The organism is Nocardiopsis chromatogenes YIM 90109 (assembly GCF_000341185.1).
In the GTDB taxonomy this organism is placed as follows: Bacteria; Actinomycetota; Actinomycetes; order Streptosporangiales; family Streptosporangiaceae; genus Nocardiopsis_A; species Nocardiopsis_A chromatogenes.
The window spans coordinates 17,784-39,944 of the sequence record NZ_ANBH01000240.1 but is presented as its reverse complement, the minus strand read 5'-3'; the positions used below and the strand labels follow the sequence as shown (position 1 = coordinate 39,944).

21 protein-coding genes are annotated in these 22,161 nt (G+C 73.0%); 15 read left to right on the top strand and 6 right to left on the bottom strand.

Annotated features, from left to right (window positions below; translation table 11 throughout):
• Nucleotides 1-313: 313 nt before the first annotated feature.
• Nucleotides 314-967, bottom strand: coding sequence for a hypothetical protein (locus tag D476_RS34165; protein WP_017626136.1), 654 nt, complete (start codon nt 965-967; stop codon nt 314-316).
• Nucleotides 968-1,772: 805 nt separating this feature from the next.
• On the opposite strand from D476_RS34165, the gene D476_RS39280 reads away from it, so the two are divergent.
• A complete protein-coding gene (locus tag D476_RS39280; protein ID WP_017626135.1) occupies nt 1,773-2,024 on the top strand; it encodes a hypothetical protein in 252 nt (83 codons plus the stop codon).
• Here the strand turns inward: D476_RS39280 and D476_RS34160 are convergent.
• Both D476_RS34160 and D476_RS0122275 read right to left on the bottom strand, forming a co-directional pair.
• Nucleotides 2,014-2,439, bottom strand: coding sequence for a hypothetical protein (locus D476_RS34160; protein ID WP_017626134.1), 426 nt, complete (start codon nt 2,437-2,439; stop codon nt 2,014-2,016). The two genes, D476_RS39280 and D476_RS34160, sit on opposite strands and share 11 nt — an antisense overlap.
• Before the next feature lie 139 nt (nt 2,440-2,578).
• Nucleotides 2,579-2,788, bottom strand: a complete 210-nt coding sequence (locus D476_RS0122275) for a hypothetical protein (protein WP_017626133.1) — start codon at nt 2,786-2,788, stop codon at nt 2,579-2,581.
• Nucleotides 2,789-2,999: 211 nt separating this feature from the next.
• Between D476_RS0122275 and D476_RS0122270 the strand changes: the two genes are divergently transcribed.
• Both D476_RS0122270 and D476_RS0122265 read left to right on the top strand, forming a co-directional pair.
• Entirely contained in the window at nt 3,000-3,842 is an 843-nt protein-coding gene (locus tag D476_RS0122270; RefSeq protein WP_017626132.1) for an exonuclease domain-containing protein, read from the top strand.
• 406 nt (nt 3,843-4,248) lie between these two features.
• A complete protein-coding gene (locus tag D476_RS0122265) occupies nt 4,249-6,012 on the top strand; it encodes a BCCT family transporter (RefSeq protein WP_017626131.1) in 1,764 nt (587 codons plus the stop codon).
• Between the two features lie 10 nt (nt 6,013-6,022).
• Here D476_RS0122265 and D476_RS0122260 read toward each other — a convergent pair whose 3' ends face one another.
• Nucleotides 6,023-7,132, bottom strand: coding sequence for a carbohydrate kinase family protein (locus D476_RS0122260; RefSeq protein WP_017626130.1), 1,110 nt, complete (start codon nt 7,130-7,132; stop codon nt 6,023-6,025).
• A gap of 190 nt (nt 7,133-7,322) precedes the next feature.
• Between D476_RS0122260 and D476_RS0122255 the strand changes: the two genes are divergently transcribed.
• From D476_RS0122255 to D476_RS0122225, 7 genes are all read left to right on the top strand, one after another.
• Complete coding sequence (locus D476_RS0122255; protein WP_017626129.1) at nt 7,323-8,678, top strand: 6-phospho-beta-glucosidase; 1,356 nt, start codon at nt 7,323-7,325, stop codon at nt 8,676-8,678.
• Between the two features lie 27 nt (nt 8,679-8,705).
• On the top strand, nt 8,706-9,680 hold the full coding sequence (gene mshD / locus D476_RS0122250; protein ID WP_017626128.1) for a mycothiol synthase: 975 nt from the start codon (nt 8,706-8,708) through the stop codon (nt 9,678-9,680).
• A 279-nt stretch (nt 9,681-9,959) separates the two neighbouring features.
• Complete coding sequence (gene pstS, locus D476_RS0122245; RefSeq protein ID WP_017626127.1) at nt 9,960-11,090, top strand: phosphate ABC transporter substrate-binding protein PstS; 1,131 nt, start codon at nt 9,960-9,962, stop codon at nt 11,088-11,090.
• Between the two features lie 237 nt (nt 11,091-11,327).
• Nucleotides 11,328-12,293 carry a phosphate ABC transporter permease subunit PstC gene (gene pstC / locus D476_RS0122240; RefSeq protein ID WP_026123749.1) on the top strand — a complete coding sequence of 322 codons (966 nt, stop codon included), beginning with the start codon at nt 11,328-11,330 and terminating at the stop codon, nt 12,291-12,293.
• Entirely contained in the window at nt 12,294-13,385 is a 1,092-nt protein-coding gene (pstA, locus tag D476_RS0122235; protein WP_017626125.1) for a phosphate ABC transporter permease PstA, read from the top strand. It begins immediately after the preceding gene.
• Nucleotides 13,386-13,434: 49 nt separating this feature from the next.
• The gene (gene pstB / locus D476_RS0122230; RefSeq protein ID WP_017626124.1) at nt 13,435-14,214 is read left to right on the top strand and encodes a phosphate ABC transporter ATP-binding protein PstB; all 780 of its coding nucleotides are present in this window, start codon (nt 13,435-13,437) and stop codon (nt 14,212-14,214) included.
• A gap of 499 nt (nt 14,215-14,713) precedes the next feature.
• Complete coding sequence (locus D476_RS0122225) at nt 14,714-15,046, top strand: serine protease inhibitor (protein ID WP_017626123.1); 333 nt, start codon at nt 14,714-14,716, stop codon at nt 15,044-15,046.
• Nucleotides 15,047-15,333: 287 nt separating this feature from the next.
• Here D476_RS0122225 and D476_RS0122220 read toward each other — a convergent pair whose 3' ends face one another.
• Nucleotides 15,334-15,951 carry a DUF47 domain-containing protein gene (locus D476_RS0122220; RefSeq protein WP_017626122.1) on the bottom strand — a complete coding sequence of 206 codons (618 nt, stop codon included), beginning with the start codon at nt 15,949-15,951 and terminating at the stop codon, nt 15,334-15,336.
• Between the two features lie 382 nt (nt 15,952-16,333).
• Here D476_RS0122220 and D476_RS0122215 point away from each other — a divergent pair, with 382 nt between their 5' ends.
• The 3 genes from D476_RS0122215 (at nt 16,334) to purM (ending at nt 19,459) form a co-directional block, all read left to right on the top strand.
• Nucleotides 16,334-16,801, top strand: a complete 468-nt coding sequence (locus tag D476_RS0122215; protein WP_017626121.1) for a sterol carrier family protein — start codon at nt 16,334-16,336, stop codon at nt 16,799-16,801.
• A gap of 73 nt (nt 16,802-16,874) precedes the next feature.
• The gene (purF, locus tag D476_RS0122210) at nt 16,875-18,311 is read left to right on the top strand and encodes an amidophosphoribosyltransferase (RefSeq protein WP_017626120.1); all 1,437 of its coding nucleotides are present in this window, start codon (nt 16,875-16,877) and stop codon (nt 18,309-18,311) included.
• Nucleotides 18,312-18,385: 74 nt separating this feature from the next.
• Nucleotides 18,386-19,459 carry a phosphoribosylformylglycinamidine cyclo-ligase gene (gene purM / locus D476_RS0122205; protein WP_017626119.1) on the top strand — a complete coding sequence of 358 codons (1,074 nt, stop codon included), beginning with the start codon at nt 18,386-18,388 and terminating at the stop codon, nt 19,457-19,459.
• Between the two features lie 126 nt (nt 19,460-19,585).
• Here the strand turns inward: purM and D476_RS0122200 are convergent, their stop codons facing one another.
• Complete coding sequence (locus D476_RS0122200) at nt 19,586-19,849, bottom strand: DUF3073 domain-containing protein (RefSeq protein ID WP_017626118.1); 264 nt, start codon at nt 19,847-19,849, stop codon at nt 19,586-19,588.
• 236 nt (nt 19,850-20,085) lie between these two features.
• Here D476_RS0122200 and D476_RS0122195 point away from each other — a divergent pair, with 236 nt between their 5' ends.
• Both D476_RS0122195 and bldC read left to right on the top strand, forming a co-directional pair.
• On the top strand, nt 20,086-20,937 hold the full coding sequence (locus D476_RS0122195) for a hypothetical protein (RefSeq protein ID WP_017626117.1): 852 nt from the start codon (nt 20,086-20,088) through the stop codon (nt 20,935-20,937).
• 906 nt (nt 20,938-21,843) lie between these two features.
• Nucleotides 21,844-22,047: a developmental transcriptional regulator BldC gene (bldC, locus tag D476_RS0122190; protein ID WP_011293174.1), complete on the top strand. Its 204-nt coding sequence runs from the start codon at nt 21,844-21,846 to the stop codon at nt 22,045-22,047.
• Nucleotides 22,048-22,161 lie beyond the last annotated feature (114 nt).

Below are 22,161 nucleotides of genomic sequence, written 5' to 3'. Positions count from 1 at the left end.
ACGACGACGCTGCCGCAAGGGCCGCCGACCTGCGTCGCCGCCTCCTGCCCTCACACTCCGGTGACCCGCCGCCCGGCCGGGCGCCTTGAGCGGGGGACCTGCTGTGCCGCCGCCCACCCCGACCACGAGCGGCCCGCCGCCCGGCAAGCAGGGCCGGGGAACCGCCCGGCTCGTTCCTCCGCCGAGAACAGCGACCATGCACACTCCGTGCAATCGTCAGCGCTGCCGCAAGGGCCGCTGCCCTGTCCTCCTCGCTGCTGCTCCGCCTTGCGCTCCGCCGACCCGACACCCGGCCGGCCCATGGGCCCAGTGGCTACCGCTCAGGGTTTTCCGGGGCTTCCGGGTCTCCCATGTGTACGGGGCCGGGCTCTCCGGGGTCCGGGCTCCATAGGCGGCGGGCCTCGGCCGCCACCGTCGCCGCGGTCTCCGCACCGTCCGGGGCCTCGGGCCGGTCCAGAATGAAGCGCAATGCCGCTTTCGGACGCGCGAGGACCGACCCGCCCGCGCGCATCACCGGCTTCGGCAACCGGCCCGACACCAGCAGCACCGGGACCGCCTCCTCCGCGCCCACCTCGCGAGCGGCCCGAGCGGCGGCCGCGGTGTGGCGCTCCACCACCCGCTCGGCCGGGCGGCCGCCGATCGTCCAGGTCCCCCCGCCGCGCGCCACCGCGTTCCGCCGGTGCCGCGCGTCCAGCAGGTACACCCCCGTCGGCCCCGCCGCCAGGACCCGGCCCGACGGCGCGGCGACCAGGCGGTAGCCGCGGCGGCGCAGGCCGCGCAGCACCCGGCCGCGGGCCCAGGCCGGTCCGAGCAGCGGCGCGGCGGCGGCCGTGATCAGGTAGCCGAGCGCGGTGAGGGCGGCCACGAGCAGTCCGGCCCGCCAGCCCAGGAACCCGGCGCCCATCACCCCGGCCGCGACCGTGATCGCCGCCCGGACCAGCAGGCGCGCCAACGAGCCGTCCGCCAACGGACACCGCACCCTTCGGTCGTCTCCCCCACGCGGGCCCCGCCCCGCGGGGCCTCTCATGCCACCACCGGAACCCCCCGCGCCGCAATGGATTCGACCGAAATCCCTGTGACGCACGCAACGATTCCCGTGACGCACCCGACACACCGTTTCCGCCGTTCCGCTTGACAGCGTTCCCGCAGGTTGGTGTCCTTGTTCGCATGCATCCGCGTACCCAGGCGACCCGACCGGTCATGGCCCGCCAGGCCCGTGAGGCCTCCCGCCGTGCGGCCGCCGTCGTGTGTCCGTCGCCGTGTACGCGCTCCTCGTGTCGCTGAGCGCACCCTTCCTTTCCTGTAGCGCACCGCGCCTTCGCGCCTTGAGCCGCTGACCGCGGCTCGGCCGAGCGCCGCCGCCTGCTGCACAACGCAGCCCGCGCCGCCGTCCCGCGGCGCCCCTCCACACGTTTTCGCACGACCGAGGATCCGACTCCGGTGTCGAACACTGCCGCTTCCGCACTCGCCGTACCCGCCCNCCCCCCCCCGCCGTCCCCGCCCCGACACACTCCGCCGTCATCGGCGGGCGCCGCACCGACGAGCGCCCCGCCGTCCGCCCGGACGGCATCGGCGACATCGTCGACGCGGGGCGCCGCTCCGCCTACCCGCACCTGGCACCGCCCCGCACCGCCCCCACGCCGGGCCGTCTCGCCGCGGCGGCCACCGCTGCGGCCGCCGCCCTGGCCCGGCCCTCGCTGTGGCCCCGGCGCCGCGGGCACTGGCAGCCCGCACCGCGCCCGGCCCGCCGCCACGCCACCGGGCGGATGAAGGTGAGCACCCTGACCCTGGAGCCGAACGGCTTCGCCGCGCTCCCCGCCCCCGCCGGGGACGCCCCGGCCCCGGGCTCGGTGCTGCGCCTGGTGGCCGGGAGCGCCCACCTGGTCTCCACCTCGCCGGACGGCCGGATGCGCGCCCTGCGCGAGGTCCCCGCCGGGCGCACGCTCGCGCTGGGCTCCGGCGGCGGGCGCTGGCTGGTCAACACCGGCCCCGAGGCGGCCGTCGTGGTACGGGTCAGCGGCTGACCTCCGCTCCGCCGTCCGCCCCGGACGCGCCTTCCGCGCCGCCCTCCCCGCCCTCGGCGGCGGCCTGCGCGCGCAGCGCGGCGTCGACCGCCTCGACCTGGCGCAGCAGCGCGGCGGTGCGCTTGCCCTCGTCCAGGTAGGCGTTCATCACCTGGTCCAGGGCGTGCGGGGGCAGGTGGTCGCGCAGTTCGACGCGGGCGGTGCGGTACCCCTTCCGGGCGCCCTCCAGGCAGGACGCGACATGGATGCGCGCCAGCCGGGACAGCGCCACCGGGTGGCGCCGCAGCACCCCGTGCAGCCGGTAGTCGGCGGGAACCTGGTCGAACAGCCACACCACGGCGGTCTGCCCGAACGACTCGGCGCCGGGCGGGTGCACACTCGCCGGCCACTCCGCGGGAAGCTGCTGGTCGGACATACCTCCACCATACCCGCCCCATGCGAACAGGTGTTCGACACCCCTGGCCGCAGGCGGCCGCCGCAGGGCCGAAGAGGGGGCCCACCCGCCGGCGGGGGCGGACCCGTCCCCCTGTGCTCCGGCCGTCCGGCGGCCCGCCCTACCCCTGTTCCTGCTCCTGGTCCTCCTTGGCGGAGGCGCGGCTCTCCAGCTCGACCCGGATGGCGTATTCGGCGGCGTCGACGGCGGCCCGCGAGGTGATGGAGTTGGTGTGCGCCCGCTCCAGGTCGTCGAGGGCGATGCAGTCGAACGCCACACGCGCGTCATGGATCGCGGCTTCGAGCTGGCGCTGGGCCTCTTCCATGCTCATCTCGTCCTCCTTGCCCCTTCGGCCGACCCTTCGGCCCCTCCGGCTCCATTGGACGTACCCGGCCCCGGCGGGCGCCATGTCCCCCGGCGGCCCCGCCGGTCCCGCCGGGCATGTGCCGCCGGGTCCCCGCCCCTCTCTCCAGGCGTTCCGGATTCAACCGTCGCACCCCGGCGATACGCTTCCGACGACCACAGGGAAAGCGAGGCCCACCATGCGCAACAACTATGCGGGGACCTGCACCGCCTGCGGGGCCTCCGTCGCCGCCCGGGACGGCGAGGCGCTCAAGGAGGACGGGCGCTGGCGCGTCTACTGCACCGGCCACGCACCGCGCCCGGCCGCGCCCCCGCGCGGCGGCCACCCGGGCTGGCACACCGGCGCCCTCGCCGGGTACGACTGCGAGACCTCCTCCCCCGACCCGCGCACCGCCTTCCTGGTCTCGGCGGCCCTGGTCGCCCCGGACGGGACCGCCCGCACCTGGCTGGTCGACCCGGGCCCGCGCGAGATCCCACCGGAGGCGGTCGAGGTGCACGGCATCACCACCGAGCGCGCCCGCGCCGAGGGCCTGCCCGCCGAGCAGGTGCTGCCCCAGATCGCCGACGCCCTCACCGGGCACCTGGCGGCCGGGCACGGCCTGGCCGTCTTCAACGCCCCCTTCGACCTGGGAATCCTCTCCGCCGAGCTGCGCCGCCTGGGGCTGCCCACGCCGGCCGAGCGGCTGGCCGGGCGGGTGGGCCCGATCATCGATCCGCTGGTGATCGACCGCGGAGCCGACCCCTACCGCAAGGGCCGCCGCACCCTCGGCGACCTGTGCGCCTTCTACGAGGTCGAGCTGAACGGGGCGCACACCGCCGTGGGCGACGCGGCCGCCTGCCTGGAGCTGGCCCGGGAGATCGGCGCCCGGCGCCCGGCGGTCGCCGCGCTCCCGCTGCCCGAGCTGCACGAGCGGCAGGTCGGCTGGGCGCTGGAGTACGCGCGCGGGCTGCAGGACTGGCTGGACCGCACCCGCCCGGGGCACGGCCGGACCATCGACGGCACGTGGCCCGAGAGCATCTGAGGGCCGGGCGCGCGGGTGGGCCGCCCGGCGAAGGCGGCCGCTGGTCAAGGATTCGGAGGCGGCCCGGTCCGCCCCCGAACCGCAACCAGCGGGCCGACCCGGCCGGGCGGAGGTTCCACCGCCCCAGGGGGCGCGGCCCCGCCCGCCTCCCGCCCCGACCGCCCCGAGGCGGTTCGCGCCGTTCACCGCGCGTTGTTCGATAGGTAACAGATGCCGCCATCAGGGCTTTATTTACCTTTCACCTCCTAACCTGGTACGGGTGTGCCCGGCCGTGCGGACGTGTGTCCGCAGGCGGCACCCGGCGTCAGCACCGCCCCCCTCCCCCGAAGGCGGTGCCGGTTCGCCTGCCCTGAAGCCGTGGGATTAAGGAGGCGGCGCGCCTGATACAGGAGCGTCGGATGGAACTGTGGCGATAGACAACGGCAACGGCCCCACCACGGGGGAGATCAGCACAGAGGACCTGCTCTGGGAGCCGCCGGAGCGCTCCCGGGCCGACCTCAAGCCCACGACCGACCGGATCGTGTTCGGCGTGGCGGCGGCGCTCTCCATCGCGTTCCTCGTCTGGGGCGTGGTGAACAAGGACTCGCTCAAGGGCATCTCGGCCGGGGCGCTCCAGGCGCTCATGCACAACGGCGGCTGGGTCTTCGTCCTCGCCTCCTCGGTGTTCGTGGTGTTCGCGCTGTGGCTGGCGTTCAGCCGGTACGGCAACATCCGGCTCGGCCGCGACGACGAGGAGCCCGAGTTCCGGACGGTCTCCTGGATCTCCATGATGTTCGGCGCGGGCATGGGCATCGGCATGGTGTTCTACGGCGTCGGCGAGCCCCTGGGGCACTTCCTCACCCCTCCGCCGGGGACCGGGGGCGCCGAGACCGGCGCGGCCGTGGGGCACGCGATGTCCACCACCCTCTTCCACTGGACCCTGCACCCCTGGGCGATCTACGCGGTGGTGGGCCTGGCGATCGCCTACGGCACCTTCCGGCGCGGCCGCGGCCAGCTCATCAGCGCCGCGTTCACCCCGCTGATCGGCGAGCGGCACGCCAACGGCGCCCTGGGCCGCCTGATCGACGTCTTCGCCCTGTTCGCGACCCTGTTCGGCACCGCGGCCTCGCTGGGCCTGGGCACCCTGCAGATCGCCGAGGGCCTGCGCCAGATCGGCTGGATCGGCGAGCCGACCGAGCCCGTCCTGCTCGCCATCATCGGCGTGCTGCTGCTGTGCTTCCTGGCCTCGGCCGTGTCCGGCGTGGCCAAGGGCATCCAGTGGCTGTCCAACACCAACCTGGTGCTGGCCCTGGCCGTCCTGGTCTTCCTGCTGGCCACCGGCGCGACGGTGTTCGTGTTCAACCTGATCCCGACCTCCCTGGGCGCCTACTTCCAGGACTTCTTCGCCAACGCCGGGCGCACCGCCGACACCGCGGAGGGCGCCGAGGAGTGGCTGTCCGGGTGGACGATCTTCTACTGGGCCTGGTGGATCTCCTGGTCGCCGTTCGTGGGCATGTTCATCGCCCGGATCAGCCGCGGGCGCACCGTCCGCGAGTTCGTCGGCGGCGTCATCCTGGTGCCCAGCGCGCTGAGCCTGGTCTGGTTCGCCGTGATGGGCGGCAACGCGCTCTTCCTGCAGATCAACGGCACCGACCTGTCGGCGGCGGGCGATACCGAGGCGCAGCTGTTCGGGCTGCTCAAGGAGTTCCCCGCGTTCACCTTCGCGGCCCTGGTGGTGATGGTGCTGATCGGCATCTTCTTCATCACCGGCGCCGACTCGGCCTCGATCATCATGGGCACCATGTCCCAGCGCGGCGCGATCGAGCCCAAGCGGCCGATCACCGTCTTCTGGGGCCTGATGATGGGCGGCGTCGCCGCGACCATGATGCTGGCCGGGGGCAGCGACGCGCTCAGCGGCCTGCAGACGCTCACGATCATCGTCGCCGCGCCGTTCACGGTGATCCTGCTGCTGCTGTGCGTGGCGCTCGTGCGCGACCTGCGGCGCGACCCGATGGTGCTGCGCTCGGCCAAGGCCGAGGAGGTGGTCACCGCCGCGGTGGTGGCCGGGGCCCAGGACCACGACGGCGACTTCCAGCTGGAGATCTCCGCGGCCGAGGACCCCTCCGCCGAAGCCGCCCAGGGCACCGGGGGCACCGGGGACGGCGCCGCCGAGGGGGCGGGCCGCGCCTGACCCGTCCGGGTCAGGCGCGCAGGCCGATCGTCGCGCTGGCGCGGCGGCGGTCCGTGGGCATCCACTCCATGGGGACGAGCTCCGACAGGAACCCGTACCCCTCGCCCGCGGCGCCGCCGCGCACGCCGCCCCACCAGGCGGCCACGTCGGCCCAGCCCGGAGCGGACAGGGACCCGCCGGTGTGCTGGACCGACAGCGCGGCGCACAGGTTGGCGAAGCGCAGCCGCCGCTCCAGCGGCCAGGCGGCCAGGGTGCCGACGATGAACGCGGCCCCGAACACGTCGCCCGCGCCGGTGGTGTCCACGCCCTCCAGCACCACGCCCTCGGCCTCCGCGGTCTCCCCGGTGCTCTGGTCCACCGCGAGCGCCCCGCGGGGCCCGTCGGTGACCACCGCCACCGGCACCCGGTCGGCCAGCGCGGACAGCGCCGAGGACGGGCTGCCGGTGCGGGTGTAGGACATCGCCTCGATGGCGTTGGGCATGAACGCGTAGCAGTGGTCGAGCTGGTCCAGCACCGATGAGCACCAGGTCTGGCTGTCGTCCCACCCGACGTCGGCGAAGATCCGGGCCCCGCCCTCGGCCTGGCGCGCCGCCCATTCGGGCACCGGGCCACCGGGGCTCAGCCCCACGAAGGCGGCCCGCGCCTGCGGCAGCGCCTCGGCCAGCCGCTCGACCGGCTCGGGCGGCGGGTGCTCGTGGGTGACCATGCCCCGGTCGCCCTTCCAGGCCAGCGACACCGTGAACGGCGAGTGCCAGTCGGGGAAGCGCTTGGACGCGCTCAGGTCCACCTTCTCCTGGCGCCCCAGGGTCTCCCAGGCGAAGTCGCCGTAGACGTCCTCCCCGAAGGCGGCGGCCACGGCGGTGCGCAGGCCCAGCCGCGAGGCGGCCACGGCGAGGTTGGCCACGCCGCCGGGGCACGACCCCATCCCCTGCGCCCCGACCTCGGTCCCGGGCGCGGGCGGGGCGTTGAGCCCGGTCAGGACGATGTCGAAGAACACCGTCCCGCTCAGCGCGAGGTCGATCTCGGGGCCCTCTCCTTCCGGCCCCCGCTCTCCGGCCAGGACGTCCCTGCGCTCGCCCACGAGCGGAAGGGATTCGAGCGCGCGGCTCTGCTCCTCCATGTGCTCCTCCAATCGGCCATGGAGTGTGTGCCAGCAGGTTATGCACTCGGGGCCGACGTGTCGCGCCGGAATCGGCCACGCCGTTCCCGCACCAGGGGGGTGCCGGGGCCACATGCGCCGCCCACGCGCGCTTCCCGCCGTCCTCCGCCGTCCCCCTGTGGCGGCTCCGCGGCGCCGATACGCTGTCGGCGTGCGTCTGACGATCCTCGGAGGGGGAGGATTCCGCGTCCCCCTCGTCTACCGTGCCCTGCTCGCGGACGCCCTGCGGGGCGACCCGGTCGTGACCGAGGTGGCTCTGCACGACACCGACCCCGGACGCCTCGACGCGGTCGCGGCCGTCCTCGCCGTCCAGCGCGAGCGCTCCGGCGCCGACGTCCCGGTGCACGCGACCACCGACCGCGCCGCGGCCCTGGACGGGGCGGGGATGGTGTTCTCGGCCATGCGGGTCGGCGGCATGCCGGGCCGCGTCCTGGACGAGCGCATCGCCCTCGACGCCGGCGTACTGGGTCAGGAGACGGTCGGCGCGGGCGGGATCTCCTACGGTCTGCGCACCCTTCCCGAGGCGCTCGCGGCCGCGCGCGACGTGGCCGAGCACGCCCCACACGCCTGGCTGGTCAACTTCACCAACCCGGCCGGACTGGTGACCGAGGCGATGGCGGGCGTCCTGGGCGACCGCGTGGTGGGCATCTGCGACTCCCCCGTGGGGCTGGGCCGCCGCGCCGCCCGCGCGCTGGGGCTGGACCCGGCGGACGTGCACATCGACTACGCCGGACTGAACCACCTCGGGTGGGTGCGGGGCCTGCGCTCCGGCGGCCGCGACCTGCTGCCCGACCTGCTCGCCGACACCCCCGCGCTGGAGTCCTTCGAGGAGGGGCGGCTCTTCGGCGCCGAATGGCTCCGCGCCGTCGGCGCCCTGCCCAACGAGTACCTGCACTACTACTACTTCACCCGCGAGGCCCTCCAGGCCGCCCGGGCGGCCCCGCGCACGCGCGGGGAGCAGATCGTGGAGCAGCAGCGGCGGTTCTACGACGAGGCGCGGGAGCGCCCCGGCGACGCCTATGAGCTGTGGGACCGCACCCGCCTGGAGCGGGAGCGCACCTACATGGCCGACAACCGCCGCGCCTCGGGCGGGTTCGAGCGCGAGGCCGAGGACCTCGACGGCGGCGGCTACGAGGAGGTGGCCCTGGCCGTCATGCGCGCCGTCGCCCGGGACGAGCCCACCCGCCTGATCGTCAACACGCGCGGGCGCGGCGCCCTGCCGGGGATCGGCCCCGACGCGGTGGTGGAGCTCCCCTGCATGGTCGACGGTTCGGGCGCCCATCCCCTCGCCGCCGCGCCGCTCACCGGCCATCAGGAGGGGCTGGTCCGGGCGGTCAAAGCGGTCGAGCGCGACGTGATCGGGGCGGTCCGCACGGGGTCGCGCACGGCGGCCCTGCGCGCGTTCGCCACCCACCCCCTGGTGGACTCGGTGGAGGCGGCCCACACGCTCCTGGAGGAATACACCCGGGCCTTCCCGGAGCTGCAGCGAGTGCTGAGGCACGACTGAGAGCCGTCTACCCGGAAAGGCAGGCCGATGGACGAGGTCCGCATCGTTCGCTCGCTCGACGAGGAGGACGCCGCGCGCGTCCTTGCGCTGGCGGAGGAGGCCCACGCGCTGGACGGCGCCGAGGCGCTGTCCGAGCAGACGGTGCTGCGGGTGCGCCACGGCTCCCCCGAGGGCGCCGCCCGCTTCCACCTGCTCGTCGAGGAGGGCGACCTGGCGGGGTTCGCCTTCGCCGGGAAGTCCGCCGACGAGCCCGACTCCGCCGAGCTGGTGGTGGCGCCGGGCCGCCGCCGCCGCGGGCACGGGACCGCGCTGGCCCGGTCGCTGCGCGCCGACGCCGGGGACGCCGGGGTGCGGGTGTGGGCGCACGGCCGCCTGCCCTCCGCCCGGGGGCTGGCCGAGGCGCTGGGCTGGCACCGGGCGCGCGGCCTGCTCAAGATGCGGCTGCGGCTGCGCGGCGGCGACGGCGCCCCGGTGGACCTGCCCGAGGCCGAGCCCTCCGGCGCCGTCTCCGACGGGGTGCGGGTGCGGGCCTTCCGCCCCGGCGAGGACGAGGCGGCCTGGCTGCGCACCAACGCGGCGGCCTTCGCCGACCACCCCGAGCAGGGCGGGGTGACGCTGGAGGACCTGCGGCAGCGCCAGGCCGAGCCGTGGTTCGACGCCGAGGGCTTCTTCGTGGCCGAGGAGACCGGCGGGCAGGGCGCGCCGGGGGCCTCAGGGGCGCGGATCGCCGGGTTCCACTGGACCAAGGTGCACGCCGACGGCGCGGGGCTGACCGACGGCGAACCGGTCGGCGAGGTGTACGTGGTCGGGGTCGACCCGTCCTGGCAGGGCACGGGCCTCGGCCGCCTGCTGACCCTGGCCGGGGTGCGGTACCTGCGCGACCGCGGCCTGCCCTGGGTGCTGCTCTATGTCGACGAGGACAACCGGGCCGCCGTGGGCCTGTACGAGTCGCTGGGATTCGAGGTCTGGGACGGCGACGTCATGTACGCTCCGGGCGACTGAGCGCAGCCCCGCACTGGTCACCGCGGCGCGCTCAAGAGGGGCGCGCCGTGGTTAACCTCACGTCCACGAGCTTTCCCACTGGCCTTCGGCCAGTCTCGTCCCCCCGTTCACCCCTTGTTCACCCTCGCTGGGACCGCTGGTCACCTCGCCTCCCTAACGTCGCATTTGGCGAGGTCAGCGGAGCTTTGAGAGTCGATCCGGACAAATCACCGCGACGGGTCACCGCGGGGCTCGCCCACGGAAGTCGGTTCGGACGTCCAGAGGAAGGACACCGGGGCTGTGAAGCTCTTCAAGTACCGCCGGTTCGCGGGCTACACCGGCATCGCACTGGCCGGCACGATGGCCCTGGCCGCCTGCGGCAGCGACCAGGCCGTCGACCCCGAGGACGGCGGAGGGGCGGCATCGGCCGGCTCCGCCGAGTGCGTCGACGGCGGCGGGACCCTCTCGGGGGCCGGTGCGAGCTCCCAGGAGAACGCGATGGCCACCTGGAAGGCGGCCTACGAGGGCGCCTGCGAGGGCACCACCGTCCAGTACGACTCGGTCGGCTCGGGCGCGGGCCGCTCCCAGTTCATCGACGGGGCGGTCTCCTTCGCCGGGTCCGACGCGGCGCTGGACGAGAACGAGACCGAGCAGGCGGTCGAGCGCTGCGACGGCGCCGAGGTGGTCAACCTTCCCGCCTACATCTCCCCCATCGCCGTGGTCTTCAACCTCGACGGGGTGGACACCCTCAACCTCTCGCCCGAGACGATCGCCGGGATCTTCAACCAGGAGATCACCACGTGGAATGACGACGCGATCGCCGAGGACAACCCGGACGCCGACCTGCCGGACACCGACATCGTCCCGGTGAACCGCTCGGACGAGTCCGGCACCACCGAGAACTTCGTCGCCTACCTCTCCGAGGCCGCCGGCGACGCCTGGCCGCACGAGGTCAGCGGCGACTGGCCGATCGAGCCGGTCGAGGCCGCCCAGGGCTCCTCCGGCGTGGTCTCGGCCGTCGAGGGCGGCCAGGGCACCATCGGCTACGTCGACGCCTCGCACGTCGGCGAGCTGGGCACCGCGGCGGTCGGTGTCGGCGACGACTTCGTCGAGTACAGCCCCGAGTCGGCCGCCGCCATCGTGGACGCCTCGCCGCAGCGCGAGGGCAACTCCGACAACGACCACGCGATCGAGCTGGACTACACCACCGACGACTCCAGCGCCTACCCGATCGTGCTGGTCTCCTACGAGATCGCCTGCATGGTCTACGGCGACCAGAACGAGGCCGACCTGGTCAAGAGCTACCTCTCCTACGTCGTCAGCGAGGAGGGCCAGCAGGCCGTCGCCGAGGAGGCCGGCTCGGCCCCGCTCAGCGACCAGACCCGCGAGTCCCTGCAGGGCACGATCGACGCGATCTCCGCGGAGTCCTGATTCCGCGAAGCAGGGCCGCCTCAGGGTGGGGAGGGCGCCGCACCGGCGCCGTCCCCGCCCTTGGCGTGCGCGTGCCCCCGATCCGGTCCGCACGGGTGTGCGGCGCGCCGCGTCGGGATGTGGTCGAAGCGCCCCCGGCGGCACCCCAGAATGTAGACGGCCCTGTCATGGCATGTACCGAGGACAACCCTTGTTCGCCCGGGGGCGAACCGTGACCCATTTCGACCGGAGTCTCACATGACCACCACGGACCCGTCAGCGACGGCGCCCCCTCAGATCCGGGGAAAGCGCCGCGTGGGCGACGTCGTCTTCGCCAATACCGCCCGCGGGTCGGGGATCCTGATCCTGGCGATCCTGGCGGGGGTGGCGGCCTTCCTGCTCATCCAGTCCTCCGACTCGCTGTCGGCCAACACCGCCAACTTCTTCACCACCGAGTCCTGGGACGCCAACACCCGTGAGAACCCGGCCTTCGGCGTCGCGGCGCTGGCCTTCGGCACGGTGCTGGCCGCGGCCATCGCGCTGGTGATCGCCACCCCGATCGCGATCGGCATCGCGCTGTTCATCGTCTACTACGCCCCGCGCCGCATCGCCGCCGTCCTGGGGTACCTGGTGGACCTGCTGGCGGCCATCCCGAGCGTGGTGTACGGCCTCTGGGGCATCGGCTACCTCGTCTTCGAGCTGCAGGGCTTCTACGACGGGCTCAACACCTACCTGGGCTGGATCCCGCTGTTCGCCGGGCCGGTCTCCACCACCGGCCGCACGATGCTCAGCGCCGGCATCGTGCTCGCGGTGATGATCCTGCCGATCATCACCGCGATGTCGCGCGACGTGTTCAAGCAGGTCCCCCAGGGCCACCAGGAGGCCGCCCTGGCGATGGGCGCCACCCGCTGGGAGATGATCCGCATGGCGGTGCTGCCCTTCGGCCGCCCCGGCGTCATCGGCGGCGCCATGCTGGGCCTGGGCCGCGCCCTGGGCGAGACCATGGCGGTGGCCATGATCCTGTCCCCCGCGCTGGTGATCTCGCCGTTCCTGCTGCAGAGCGGCAACCAGACCATCGCGGCGCACATCGCGCTGCAGTACCCCGAGGCCACCGGGTACGGCGTCTCCGCCCTGATCGCCGCCGGCCTGGTGCTGTTCGCCATCACCCTGGTCGTCAACATGGGCGCCCGGTTCGTCGTCGCGCGGCGCAAGGAGTTCTCCTAAATGACCACCACGACCCGACCGCAGTCCACCGGCTCGGCCGGTGACGGGCCCCAGGCCCAGCGCTCCATGCGCGGCCGCTCCCTGCCGCGCCTGGCTCCCCCCGCGGTGCTGGCGGTCTGCGCGCTCGCCGCCTCCGGCGCCCTGTTCGCCGTCGGCTCCTTCCACCTGGTGAGCGCCGGCCTGATCACCGCCGTGCTGTACGCCGTGGTGATCGGCGCCGCCTCGGCGTCCGTGGAGAACCCGCGCAAGGCCAAGGACCGCCTGGTCACCACGGTGGTCTACATCTGCTTCGGCGCCGCCATGCTGCCGCTGCTGTCGCTGCTGACCACCGTGGTCCTGGAGGGGCTCAAGCGGCTCGACGGCTACTTCCTCACGGTCTCCATGAACGGCGTGACGCCGAGCATGGACGCCGGGGGCGTCTACCACGCCATCGTCGGCACCGTGGCCATCACCGGGCTGGCGGCGCTGATCTCCATCCCGATCGGCCTGTTCACCGCGGTGTACCTGGTCGAGTACGGGCGCGGCAGGCTCGCCAAGGCCATCACCTTCTTCGTGGACGTGATGACCGGCATCCCCTCCATCGTGGCCGGGCTGTTCGTGGTCGCCCTGTGGATGATGCTCTTCGGCCCCGGACAGACCAACGGCGCGGCCGGCGCCGTCTCGCTGGCCGTGCTGATGATCCCGGTCGTGGTGCGCTCCAGCGAGGAGATGCTGCGGCTGGTGCCGCAGGAGCTGCGGGAGGCCTCCTACGCGCTGGGCGTGCCCAAGTGGCTGACCATCGTGAAGGTGGTCCTGCCCACCGCCGTGGCCGGTCTGACCACGGGAATCATGCTGGCCCTGGCCCGTGTTATCGGAGAGACGGCGCCCCTGGTGCTGACCGCCGGGTCCTCGGCGGTGGCGATCAACTGGAACCTGTTCAACGGGCAGATGATGAGCCTGCCGGTCTTCATCTACTCGCAGGTGCGCATGGGAGGGGCGGTCAACATGGAGCGCGCCTGGGCCGCGGCGCTGACGCTGATCGCCATCGTCATGCTGCTGTTCCTGGCCGCGCGCCTGGTCTCCCGCCTGTTCGCACCCAAACTCGGCCGCTGACCGGCACGACGATCCACCGACACACGCTAGAGACACCTGAGGACTACCAGTGGCCAAACGAATCGACGTCTCCGGTCTGCACGTCTACTACGGCGACTTCCTCGCGGTCGAGGACGTCTCCATGACCATCGAGCCCCGGTCGGTGACGGCCTTCATCGGGTCGTCGGGCTGCGGCAAGTCGACGTTCCTGCGCACCCTCAACCGCATGCACGAGGTCACCCCCGGCGCGCGGGTCGACGGCAAGGTGATGCTCGACGACATGGACATCTACGGCGCCGACGTGGACCCGGTCGAGGTCCGGCGCGAGGTGGGCATGGTCTTCCAGAAGGCCAACCCCTTCCCCACCATGTCCATCTACGACAACGTCATCGCCGGGGCCAAGCTCAACAACAAGCGCATGAACAAGGCCGCGGCCGACGACCTGGTGGAGCGCTCGCTGCGCGGGGCCAACCTCTGGGAGGAGGTCAAGGACCGGCTGAACAAGCCCGGTGCGGGCCTGTCCGGCGGCCAGCAGCAGCGGCTGTGCATCGCCCGGGCCACCGCGGTGGAGCCCAGCGTGCTGCTCATGGACGAGCCCTGCTCGGCCCTGGACCCCATCTCCACGCTGGCGATCGAGGACCTCATCCACAAGCTCAAGGAGGAGTACACGATCGTCATCGTCACCCACAACATGCAGCAGGCGGCGCGGGTGAGCGACCGGACGGCGTTCTTCAACCTGGCCGGCACCGGCAAGCCCGGCAGGCTGATCGAGATGGGCGAGACCAACAAGATCTTCACCAAGCCGGACGAGCAGGAGACCGAGAACTACATCACCGGCCGCTTCGGCTGACCACCGGGCGCCCGGCGCGGGCGGCGGGGACCTCCCCGCCGCCCTTTTCTCATTCCGGAACCGGCGGGATCCCGACCACGCGAATGCGTGTTACCCAGGAGAAATAAAAACCCGGATACGTTCCCGGGCCGCACCCGGCGAAAACCTCCGCAGTTCACGGCGCCAGGGAACTCCGGATCGGAACACGGCGTCCATGTGATGTGAAGAAGGACACACCCGTCACAGCTCCGGCCACCGCGGGCGCGCTCCCACCCTTCGTACCGTCGCGACCAGCACCTTCACGGAGCGCGACCGGACCTTAATTTAGTGCGACATTCAACGACCGGGCCGCCATACGGTAGACAATGACGGCGCACACGCCCGCCACCTGCCCTTTTCACCGAATTTCAACGCGGACGCTCCGGGCAACCCCCGCGTGATCGGGCCGTAATGCACGTCCGGCCATTCGTTGCTACATTCTGCAGTGTCCCTCGCAATCACAAGTTGGAAGGGAACACCAATGCACCGCGTTATCCTCGCGGGTTCCGTCCTCGCCTGCGCGACCGCCTTCACGGCGCTCTTCCCGGCCACCGCCGGGGCCGCCGAGGCCGGAGCCGGCGATCCCACCGGCACCGCCCAGTGCCAGGGCAAGCAGTCCTGGCCCGAGTTGGCGGGAGCCGACGCCCACACGGCCGAGCGCGTCATCGAGCGGGAGAACCCCCGCGTGGACGCCGTTCTCGTGCCGAAGGGCTCGTACGTGACCATGGACTTCCGGTGCGACCGGGTCCGCGTCTTCCACGAAGGCGACGACCCCGCACCGCTGATCGTCGCGCGCGCACCGCAGGTCGGGTAGCGCGCGGCAGAACGGACCGCCGAGCGCCGCCACCGGACGACCCGCGCCCCTCTCCCCGGGGGCCGCGGGGACGGCGCCGAGGCGGTCCCGTCCCGCCGTACGGGGTGCGGGCCGTACGGCGGGACACGCGGCCCGCGCCGCGCGTGGACCTGTGGGAGCGTCCGCGCGGCGCGGGCCGCCCCCTTCGATCTCGGGGGGACGGCGCTGCCGGAGCGGTCTCAGGGCCGCTTCCCACACGACCGGCGGGCGGAGGGCAGGCACCTCGGGCGTGTTCCCCGGGCCAGGCCCTAGGACTTCTTGACCGCGATGGTCTCCACGGTGTTGGCCACGTGCTCGAAGGCGTCGGCGGCGGCCTCCAGCTCCTCCACCACGTCCTTGAGCTTCATCACCGTCAGCGCGTCGTACCCGCCGTCGAACAGGTGCGCCAGCAGCCGCCGGTAGATCTGGTCCGCCTGGTTCTCCAACTGGTTGATCTCGATCCAGTACCGCGCCAGGTCCTTCATGGTGCGCAGCCGGGGCATCGCCTCGGCGGTCAGCTCCGCGGCCCGCTCCAGCACCTCCACCTGGTCGATGATGCCCTTGGGAAGCCGCTCCAGCCGGTACAGGCCGATCAGGTCGACCGCGGCGTCCATCGCGTCCATCACGTCGTCCAGCGACGAGGCGAGCTTGTAGATGTCCTCCCGGTCGAAGGGCGTCGAGGAGCGGCCGTTGAGCCTGCGCATGATGGCGTGGGTGCGCTCATCACCGGCGTGCTCGCAGGCCCGCATCTTCTCGCCGATCGCGTCGCGGTCGCCACCGTCGCCGATCAGCTCGGCCAGCAGCCGCGCCCCGATGACCAGGTTGTTCGCGGAATCGGCGAACATCTCGTAGTAGCTGTCATCACGCGGTGTCAGGCGCAGGCGCACATCCAACTCCCGAAGTGCGGTGGGTCGTCCGTGTGGATGGTACGGGGATCATTCGGACATATTGGTCGCACTGTCGGCGCGGGTTCGTTCGCGGATCGCACGCCGGGCGACCCGCCCCGGCTGCGCGTTCATCCTAACCGCCCTGGTTCGCCCGTTACCGGCGGCGGGGCGGCGCCCGGGCGTACCGGGGCCCACAGGGAAGGTCCGCGAACGGGACATGGCTCACAGGAGAACACCAGAGTGCGCACGCCCCGGCACCCCCTCTCCACGCGCGGGACGCCCGGCGTTCACCGGGACGACGCGACGAGTTCCGCCACTGGACAGTTTCCCGGGACGCCGCCGACGGGGCAACCACCCGGACGGGGACGACTACCCTTCCCCCATGCCCTCCCGCCCGACCGCCGCCCAGCGGCGCCAGGCCGCCCTGCGCGAAGCGCTCGACGCCCAGCGCGCCGCCCTGGACCTGCCGCCCTACGACCGACCCGACCGCCCCGGACCCGCCCTGTGGGCCTGCGTGGACGCGGTGCTGGAGGCCTACCGCCGGGGCGCGTCCCCGGTCCGGGCCGCGGTGCGCGCCGCCGTCCGCGGCACCCTGGACGAGCTCAGCGCCCGGGCGCCCGGACACGCCCTGGAGGTGCGGGTCCCGCCGTTCGGCGCCGTCCAGGCCGTCGAGGGGCCCCGGCACACCCGCGGCACGCCCCCGGGGGTCGTGGAGGCCGCCCCGCGCACCTGGCTGGAGCTGGCCGCGGGGCTGCGGGACTGGGACGCGGCGGTCGGCGGGCACGCCGTCGCGGCCAGCGGGGAACGCGCCGACCTGGGGCCGTTCCTGCCGCTGAGGGACGCCGAATGAACCCCCGGGTGACACACAGGGCCCAGGCAGGCACTAAGCTGAAAGCGTGTCGCAACCCGACGGCCGGCTCAGCATGGACCTCGACCCGTTCGAGCGCCCCGCACAGGACGAATGCGGTGTGTTCGGTGTCTGGGCACCCGGCGAAGAAGTCAGCAAGCTCACCTATTTCGGCCTCTACGCACTCCAGCACCGCGGCCAGGAGTCCGCGGGCATCGCCCTGAGCGACGGCGAGCGCATCGTCGTCTACAAGGACATGGGCCTGGTCTCCCAGGTCTTCGACGAGTCGACCCTGGAGTCCCTCAAAGGCCACCTCGCGATCGGGCACTGCCGGTACTCCACGACCGGCTCCCCCGTGTGGAAGAACGCCCAGCCGACGTTCTACACGGCGCGCGACGGCGGCCTGGCCCTGGGCCACAACGGCAACCTGATCAACACGCCCGAGCTCGCGGCGATGCTGCCCGACGACCGGATCGGCGCCAGCACCGACACCGAGGTGCTGACCAACCTGCTCGCCCAGGGCGGGGGCCGCACCACCGAGGAGGCCGCGCTCGACCTGCTGCCCAAGGTGCAGGGCGCGTTCTCGCTGGTGTTCATGGACGAGAACACCCTCTACGCCGCCCGCGACCCGCAGGGCATCCGCCCCTTCGTGCTGGGGCGCCTGGAGGGCGGCTGGGCGGTGGCCAGCGAGACCGCCGCGCTCGACATCGTCGGCGCCACGTTCGTGCGCGAGATCGAGCCGGGCGAGATGCTCACCATCGACGAGCGCGGCGTGCGCTCCATGCGCTTCGCCGCCGCCGAGCCCAAGGGCTGCCTGTTCGAGTACGTCTACCTGGCCCGCCCGGACACCACCATCGCCGGGCGCAACGTCAACTCCACCCGGGTGGAGGTCGGCCGCCGCCTGGCCGAGGAGCACCCGGCCGAGGCCGACCTGGTCATCCCGGTGCCCGAGTCGGGCACCCCCGCCGCGGTCGGCTACGCCCGCGGCAGCGGCATCCCCTTCGCCCAGGGCCTGGTGAAGAACTCCTACGTGGGCCGGACCTTCATCCAGCCCAGCCAGACCCTGCGCCAGCTCGGGATCCGCCTCAAGCTCAACCCCCTGCGCGACGTCATCGAGGGCAAGCGCCTGGTCGTGGTGGACGACTCCATCGTGCGCGGCAACACCCAGCGCGCGCTGGTGCGGATGCTGCGCGAGGCCGGGGCCGCCGAGGTGCACGTGCGCATCTCCAGCCCCCCGGTGATGTGGCCCTGCTACTACGGCGTGGACTTCGCCAGCAAGGCCGAGCTGATCGCGGGCAACCTCAGCACCGAGGAGATCCGCGCCTCGATCGGCGCCGACTCCCTGGGCTTCATCGCCCTGGACGAGCTGGTCGCCGCCACCGACGTGGCCAAGGACCGGCTCTGCCGCGCCTGCTTCGACGGGGTGTACCCGATCGAGGTGGACGAGGCCTCCCGCGGCAAGTACCTGCTGGAGAAGGCCTGCGGCGTGCCCAAGGCGGGCTCGCCGGCCTGAGCGGCCCCCCGCGCACGGGCCCGTCGTGGGCCCGGCGCGCACCGCCCCCGTTGACGAGCTTGAGAGGTATTCCCGTGGCACAGGGCGCCGACCCCGCCGGGTCCCCGTCGGCCTACGCCGCCGCCGGTGTCGACATCGCCGCCGGAGAGCGCGCGGTCGACCTGATGAAGCGGCACGTGGCGCGTACGGCCCGGCCCGAGCAGATGGCCGACGCCAGCGGCTTCGCCGGGCTGTTCCGGCTGGACGTGTCCACGTACACCGCCCCGGTGCTGGCCACCTCGACCGACGGCGTCGGCACCAAGGTGATGCTCGCCCAGGAGCTGGACGCGCACGGCACCATCGGCCGGGACCTGGTCGCCATGGTCGTGGACGACCTGGTGGTCGCCGGGGCCGAGCCGCTCTACATGACCGACTACATCGCCGTGGGCAAGGTGGTCCCCGAGCGCGTCGCCGAGATCGTCGGCGGCATCGCCGAGGGGTGCGCCCAGGCGGGGTGCGCGCTCATCGGCGGGGAGACCGCCGAGCACCCGGGGGCGATGGGTCCCGGCGAGTACGACCTGGCCGGGGCCGCCACCGGCGTGGTGGAGGCCGACGCCGTCCTGGGCCCGGACCGGGTGCGCCCCGGTGACGCCGTGATCGCCATGGCCTCCTCCGGCCCGCACTCCAACGGCTACTCGCTGATCCGCCGGGTGGTGGACACCGCCGGGCTGGACCTGCGCGCGCACGTTCCCGCGTTCGGCCGCTCCCTCGGCGAGGAGCTGCTGGAGCCCACCCGCATCTACGCCAAGGACTGCCTGGAGCTGGCCGCCCGGGTCGGGGTGCACGCCTTCGCGCACATCACCGGCGGCGGACTGGCCGCCAACCTGGAGCGCTCGCTGCCGCCGACCGCCGACGCCGATGTGGACCGCTCCACCTGGGCGCCGCAGCCGGTGTTCGGCCTGATCGCCGAGGCGGGCGGTGTGGAGCGCGCGGACATGGAGTCGGCCTTCAACATGGGTGTGGGCATGGTGGCCCTGGTGGACGGCGGCGACGCCGACGCGGCGCTGCGCCTGCTGGCCGACCGGGGCGTGCCCGCCTGGCGCGCCGGGACCGTGACGGAGGGGTCGGGCCGGGTGCGCATGCACGGCGCCTACCGGGAGCACGCGTGAGGGGCGCTCCCCTCGGGGAGCGCCCCTCGCGCGCTTCCGCAGACAGGCATGGCCGGGACGACCCACCGAAGCGGCTCGGCCCGGCTATGCCTGTCTGCACGTCCGGACGCCCGTGCGGGCGGGGTGCTAGCGGACGTCCTCCGAGCGGCCGGAACCCTCATCCGAGGGACCGTCGGGCGAAGAGTACCTCTCCGCCAGATCCGCGTAGCGCTCGACCAGGTCGTCGTAAGGCTCTTGATCCGGGCCCCCCGCCGCATCCGACGGCGCCCCGTTCTCATCCTCAGCGACACCCAGCTCCGCCCGCAGCCGATCGAGGTCGGTCCCGCCGGTGCTGTACTTCAGCCTCCGAGCGACCTTCTGCTGCTTGGCCTTGGCTCGGCCGCGCCCCATTGGCTCGACCCCCTCAACGATTGGGTTTGGCGAAACCCCAGATCACTAGCAAAACCGCAATGCCGGGCTGACGACCGTCAGCGCACTGACGACTGGCGCCAGCTTACGTACGGATACAACCGTACCCGGTTTACAACCGACCTGCCTACGCCGCCCACGCCTAACGGGAGCGATACCGCACACGGGCCGCCCCGGGACGGGTGCCCCGGCGCCGTGTCGTATGCCAGGATGCGATCGTGCTGCCCTACACCGCCTATCTCCGCGTATACCAGCCCTTGGAGGCGTTTCCCAGCGCAGAGCGCGCGTACTGGAAGGAGTACGCCGAATCCGCGGACCGGCCGCGCAGGGTCGAGGCGCTGGCGGCCGAGCACCGCGACAGCCTGCGGCGGCTGGCGTCGGCGCCGCCGGTGCCCGCCCCCCGGGCCGAGAGCGGTGACGCCTACGTGCGGCGGATGGGCGGGCGCACCTACGTCTGCCCGTGGCAGACCCGGCTGCGCTCCTGGCTGGGGCTGCGCGAGTTCCGCGACGCGACCCCGGCCCGGCTGCGCCCGGCCTATCTCCCCGACAGCGTCTGCGAGGACGCCGACGAGGCGTTCCGCCGCTGGCGCGAGCGCGGCGAGCCGCTGCGCACCCGCATCCTGACGAGCACCTGGACGGTGCCGCTGCCGTGGTTCGCGCCGTTCGCCCCCGAGGAGCGGTGCCTCATGCTGGACCGCGGCGCGGACTCGGTCGCGGCGCCGCCGCGGGTGCTGCTGTACGTGACCGAGGTGGCGCGCGCCCGCGAGCGGCTGGAGCACGTGGTGGGGGTGCTGCAGGAGCACGTGGGCGACAGCGCCCCGCTGGCCGGTGCCGAGCGGCTGGAGGACTGGCTGGCGGCGGTGGCCCACCCCGAGGCGCTGCTGGAGCTGGACTACGGCGGCCTGGTGTACCTGCTCGACGACGAGGCGCTGCGCGAGGACGAGTCGGTGGCCGAGATCGACGCGGCCGTGAACGGGCTGGACAACGGCGAGGACGAGCTGGCGGTGGCGATGTACCAGCGCGTCACCGAGCGCTGGAAGGCGGTCCAGGCCCTGGAGCACGCCAACTAGGGCGCGCCTGGGCGCGCGGTAGGGCCTGATCCGAGAAACACGCCCTGGGAGGCGTCCGGCGGGCCGGGGCCCCGGCCCGCCTCTCCGAGCCCGCCCCGCCCCTCTCCCGGCCGCCTCCGCACTCCCCCCGCCCTTGCGCGCCCCCCGAGGACGCCCGCCCCCTGTCTTTTCCGACGGGGCCCCAACGGAGGGTCACGTGTCGGCACGGTCCTGGTCCGGTTCCGGAGCGCCTCAACATGAGATTCCCTCATGTCCGGGACCCCGCGCCACGCCCGGGGGCAACCTGGTGTACCAGGTTTCTCACGCAGGGCCACTAATTTCTTCGCACGTCAGGGCAGGTCAAGCCGGGGCGAGCTTCCCAAGTCGGCATCATCGCCGACGAAAGTGGGCATACCAGTCGATAGACAACCACATAGACTGTGTCCAACCGGTCACCGAGCGCACTCTCGGTAACCGGCAACCCGTGCCACGCGGAGGATCCGGGCATGCCGCAAGGGGGCGGTCGATGGGAGTAGACCTGTACACCGGTCACCGGCCCCTCCCCCGAGCCGCCCCGGCCCCCAGGCCGCCACCTGCGGACATCCTCCGCGGCGGCCCGGCTCGGAGGGGTTAGCGCCCGGCCCGCCGTAGCACTTTCGGTCCGCCGGATCGAGAAAAACAGGGCCGGAGAACGAAGTTTTGACCGAATACGCCACATGCCACTAAACGTGTCGCTAGAATCACTCAGCGTGACGCAGCACTTGGGCGACTTTGGGGCCTCCCATCAGACCAAGTCGCGTTAAGTGGCTGTGCAATCACCTCGGGTGATGCCAATATAGACCTAGAGGGCAATATTGGACATCCGGGCCAAGTGCCAGGATTAAGGCTCAGGATCGGCACACAGATCCAGGAGGAGAGGCCGTACACATGTCAACTCGCACGCCCGAGGCGGAGCCCCTGTTGACCCCTGCCGAGGTCGCCACCATGTTCCGCGTGGACCCCAAGACCGTCACGCGCTGGGCCAAGGCCGGCAAGCTGACCTCGATTCGGACGCTGGGCGGCCACCGTCGCTACCGCGAGACGGAAGTACGGGCGCTTCTGGCCGGGATCCCCAGCCAGCGCTCGGAGTGATCTCCCCGGCTCGTGCCGCATCCGGGGGGAGTAAGCCAGTCCCCGGGGAGGCCCACGGCCTCCCCGGCAGGCGCGTAGCGGGCCGCCACCACGGCGGCCCGCTTCCGCGTTCGG

Bases quoted from the DNA above. Each gene is read 5' to 3' on its own strand.
- pstA (WP_017626125.1), top strand. From the start codon at position 12,294: ATGACCACCACGACCCGACCGCAGTCCACCGGCTCGGCCGGTGACGGG.
- purF (WP_017626120.1), top strand. From the start codon at position 16,875: ATGGACCTCGACCCGTTCGAGCGCCCCGCACAGGACGAATGCGGTGTG.
- D476_RS0122200 (WP_017626118.1), bottom strand. From the start codon at position 19,849: ATGGGGCGCGGCCGAGCCAAGGCCAAGCAGCAGAAGGTCGCTCGGAGG.
- D476_RS0122225 (WP_017626123.1), top strand. From the start codon at position 14,714: ATGCACCGCGTTATCCTCGCGGGTTCCGTCCTCGCCTGCGCGACCGCC.
- bldC (WP_011293174.1), top strand. From the start codon at position 21,844: ATGTCAACTCGCACGCCCGAGGCGGAGCCCCTGTTGACCCCTGCCGAG.
- pstC (WP_026123749.1), top strand. From the start codon at position 11,328: ATGACCACCACGGACCCGTCAGCGACGGCGCCCCCTCAGATCCGGGGA.
- mshD (WP_017626128.1), top strand. From the start codon at position 8,706: ATGGACGAGGTCCGCATCGTTCGCTCGCTCGACGAGGAGGACGCCGCG.
- D476_RS0122260 (WP_017626130.1), bottom strand. From the start codon at position 7,132: ATGGAGGAGCAGAGCCGCGCGCTCGAATCCCTTCCGCTCGTGGGCGAG.
- D476_RS0122270 (WP_017626132.1), top strand. From the start codon at position 3,000: ATGCGCAACAACTATGCGGGGACCTGCACCGCCTGCGGGGCCTCCGTC.
- D476_RS34160 (WP_017626134.1), bottom strand. From the start codon at position 2,439: ATGTCCGACCAGCAGCTTCCCGCGGAGTGGCCGGCGAGTGTGCACCCG.
- D476_RS0122275 (WP_017626133.1), bottom strand. From the start codon at position 2,788: ATGAGCATGGAAGAGGCCCAGCGCCAGCTCGAAGCCGCGATCCATGAC.
- D476_RS0122215 (WP_017626121.1), top strand. From the start codon at position 16,334: ATGCCCTCCCGCCCGACCGCCGCCCAGCGGCGCCAGGCCGCCCTGCGC.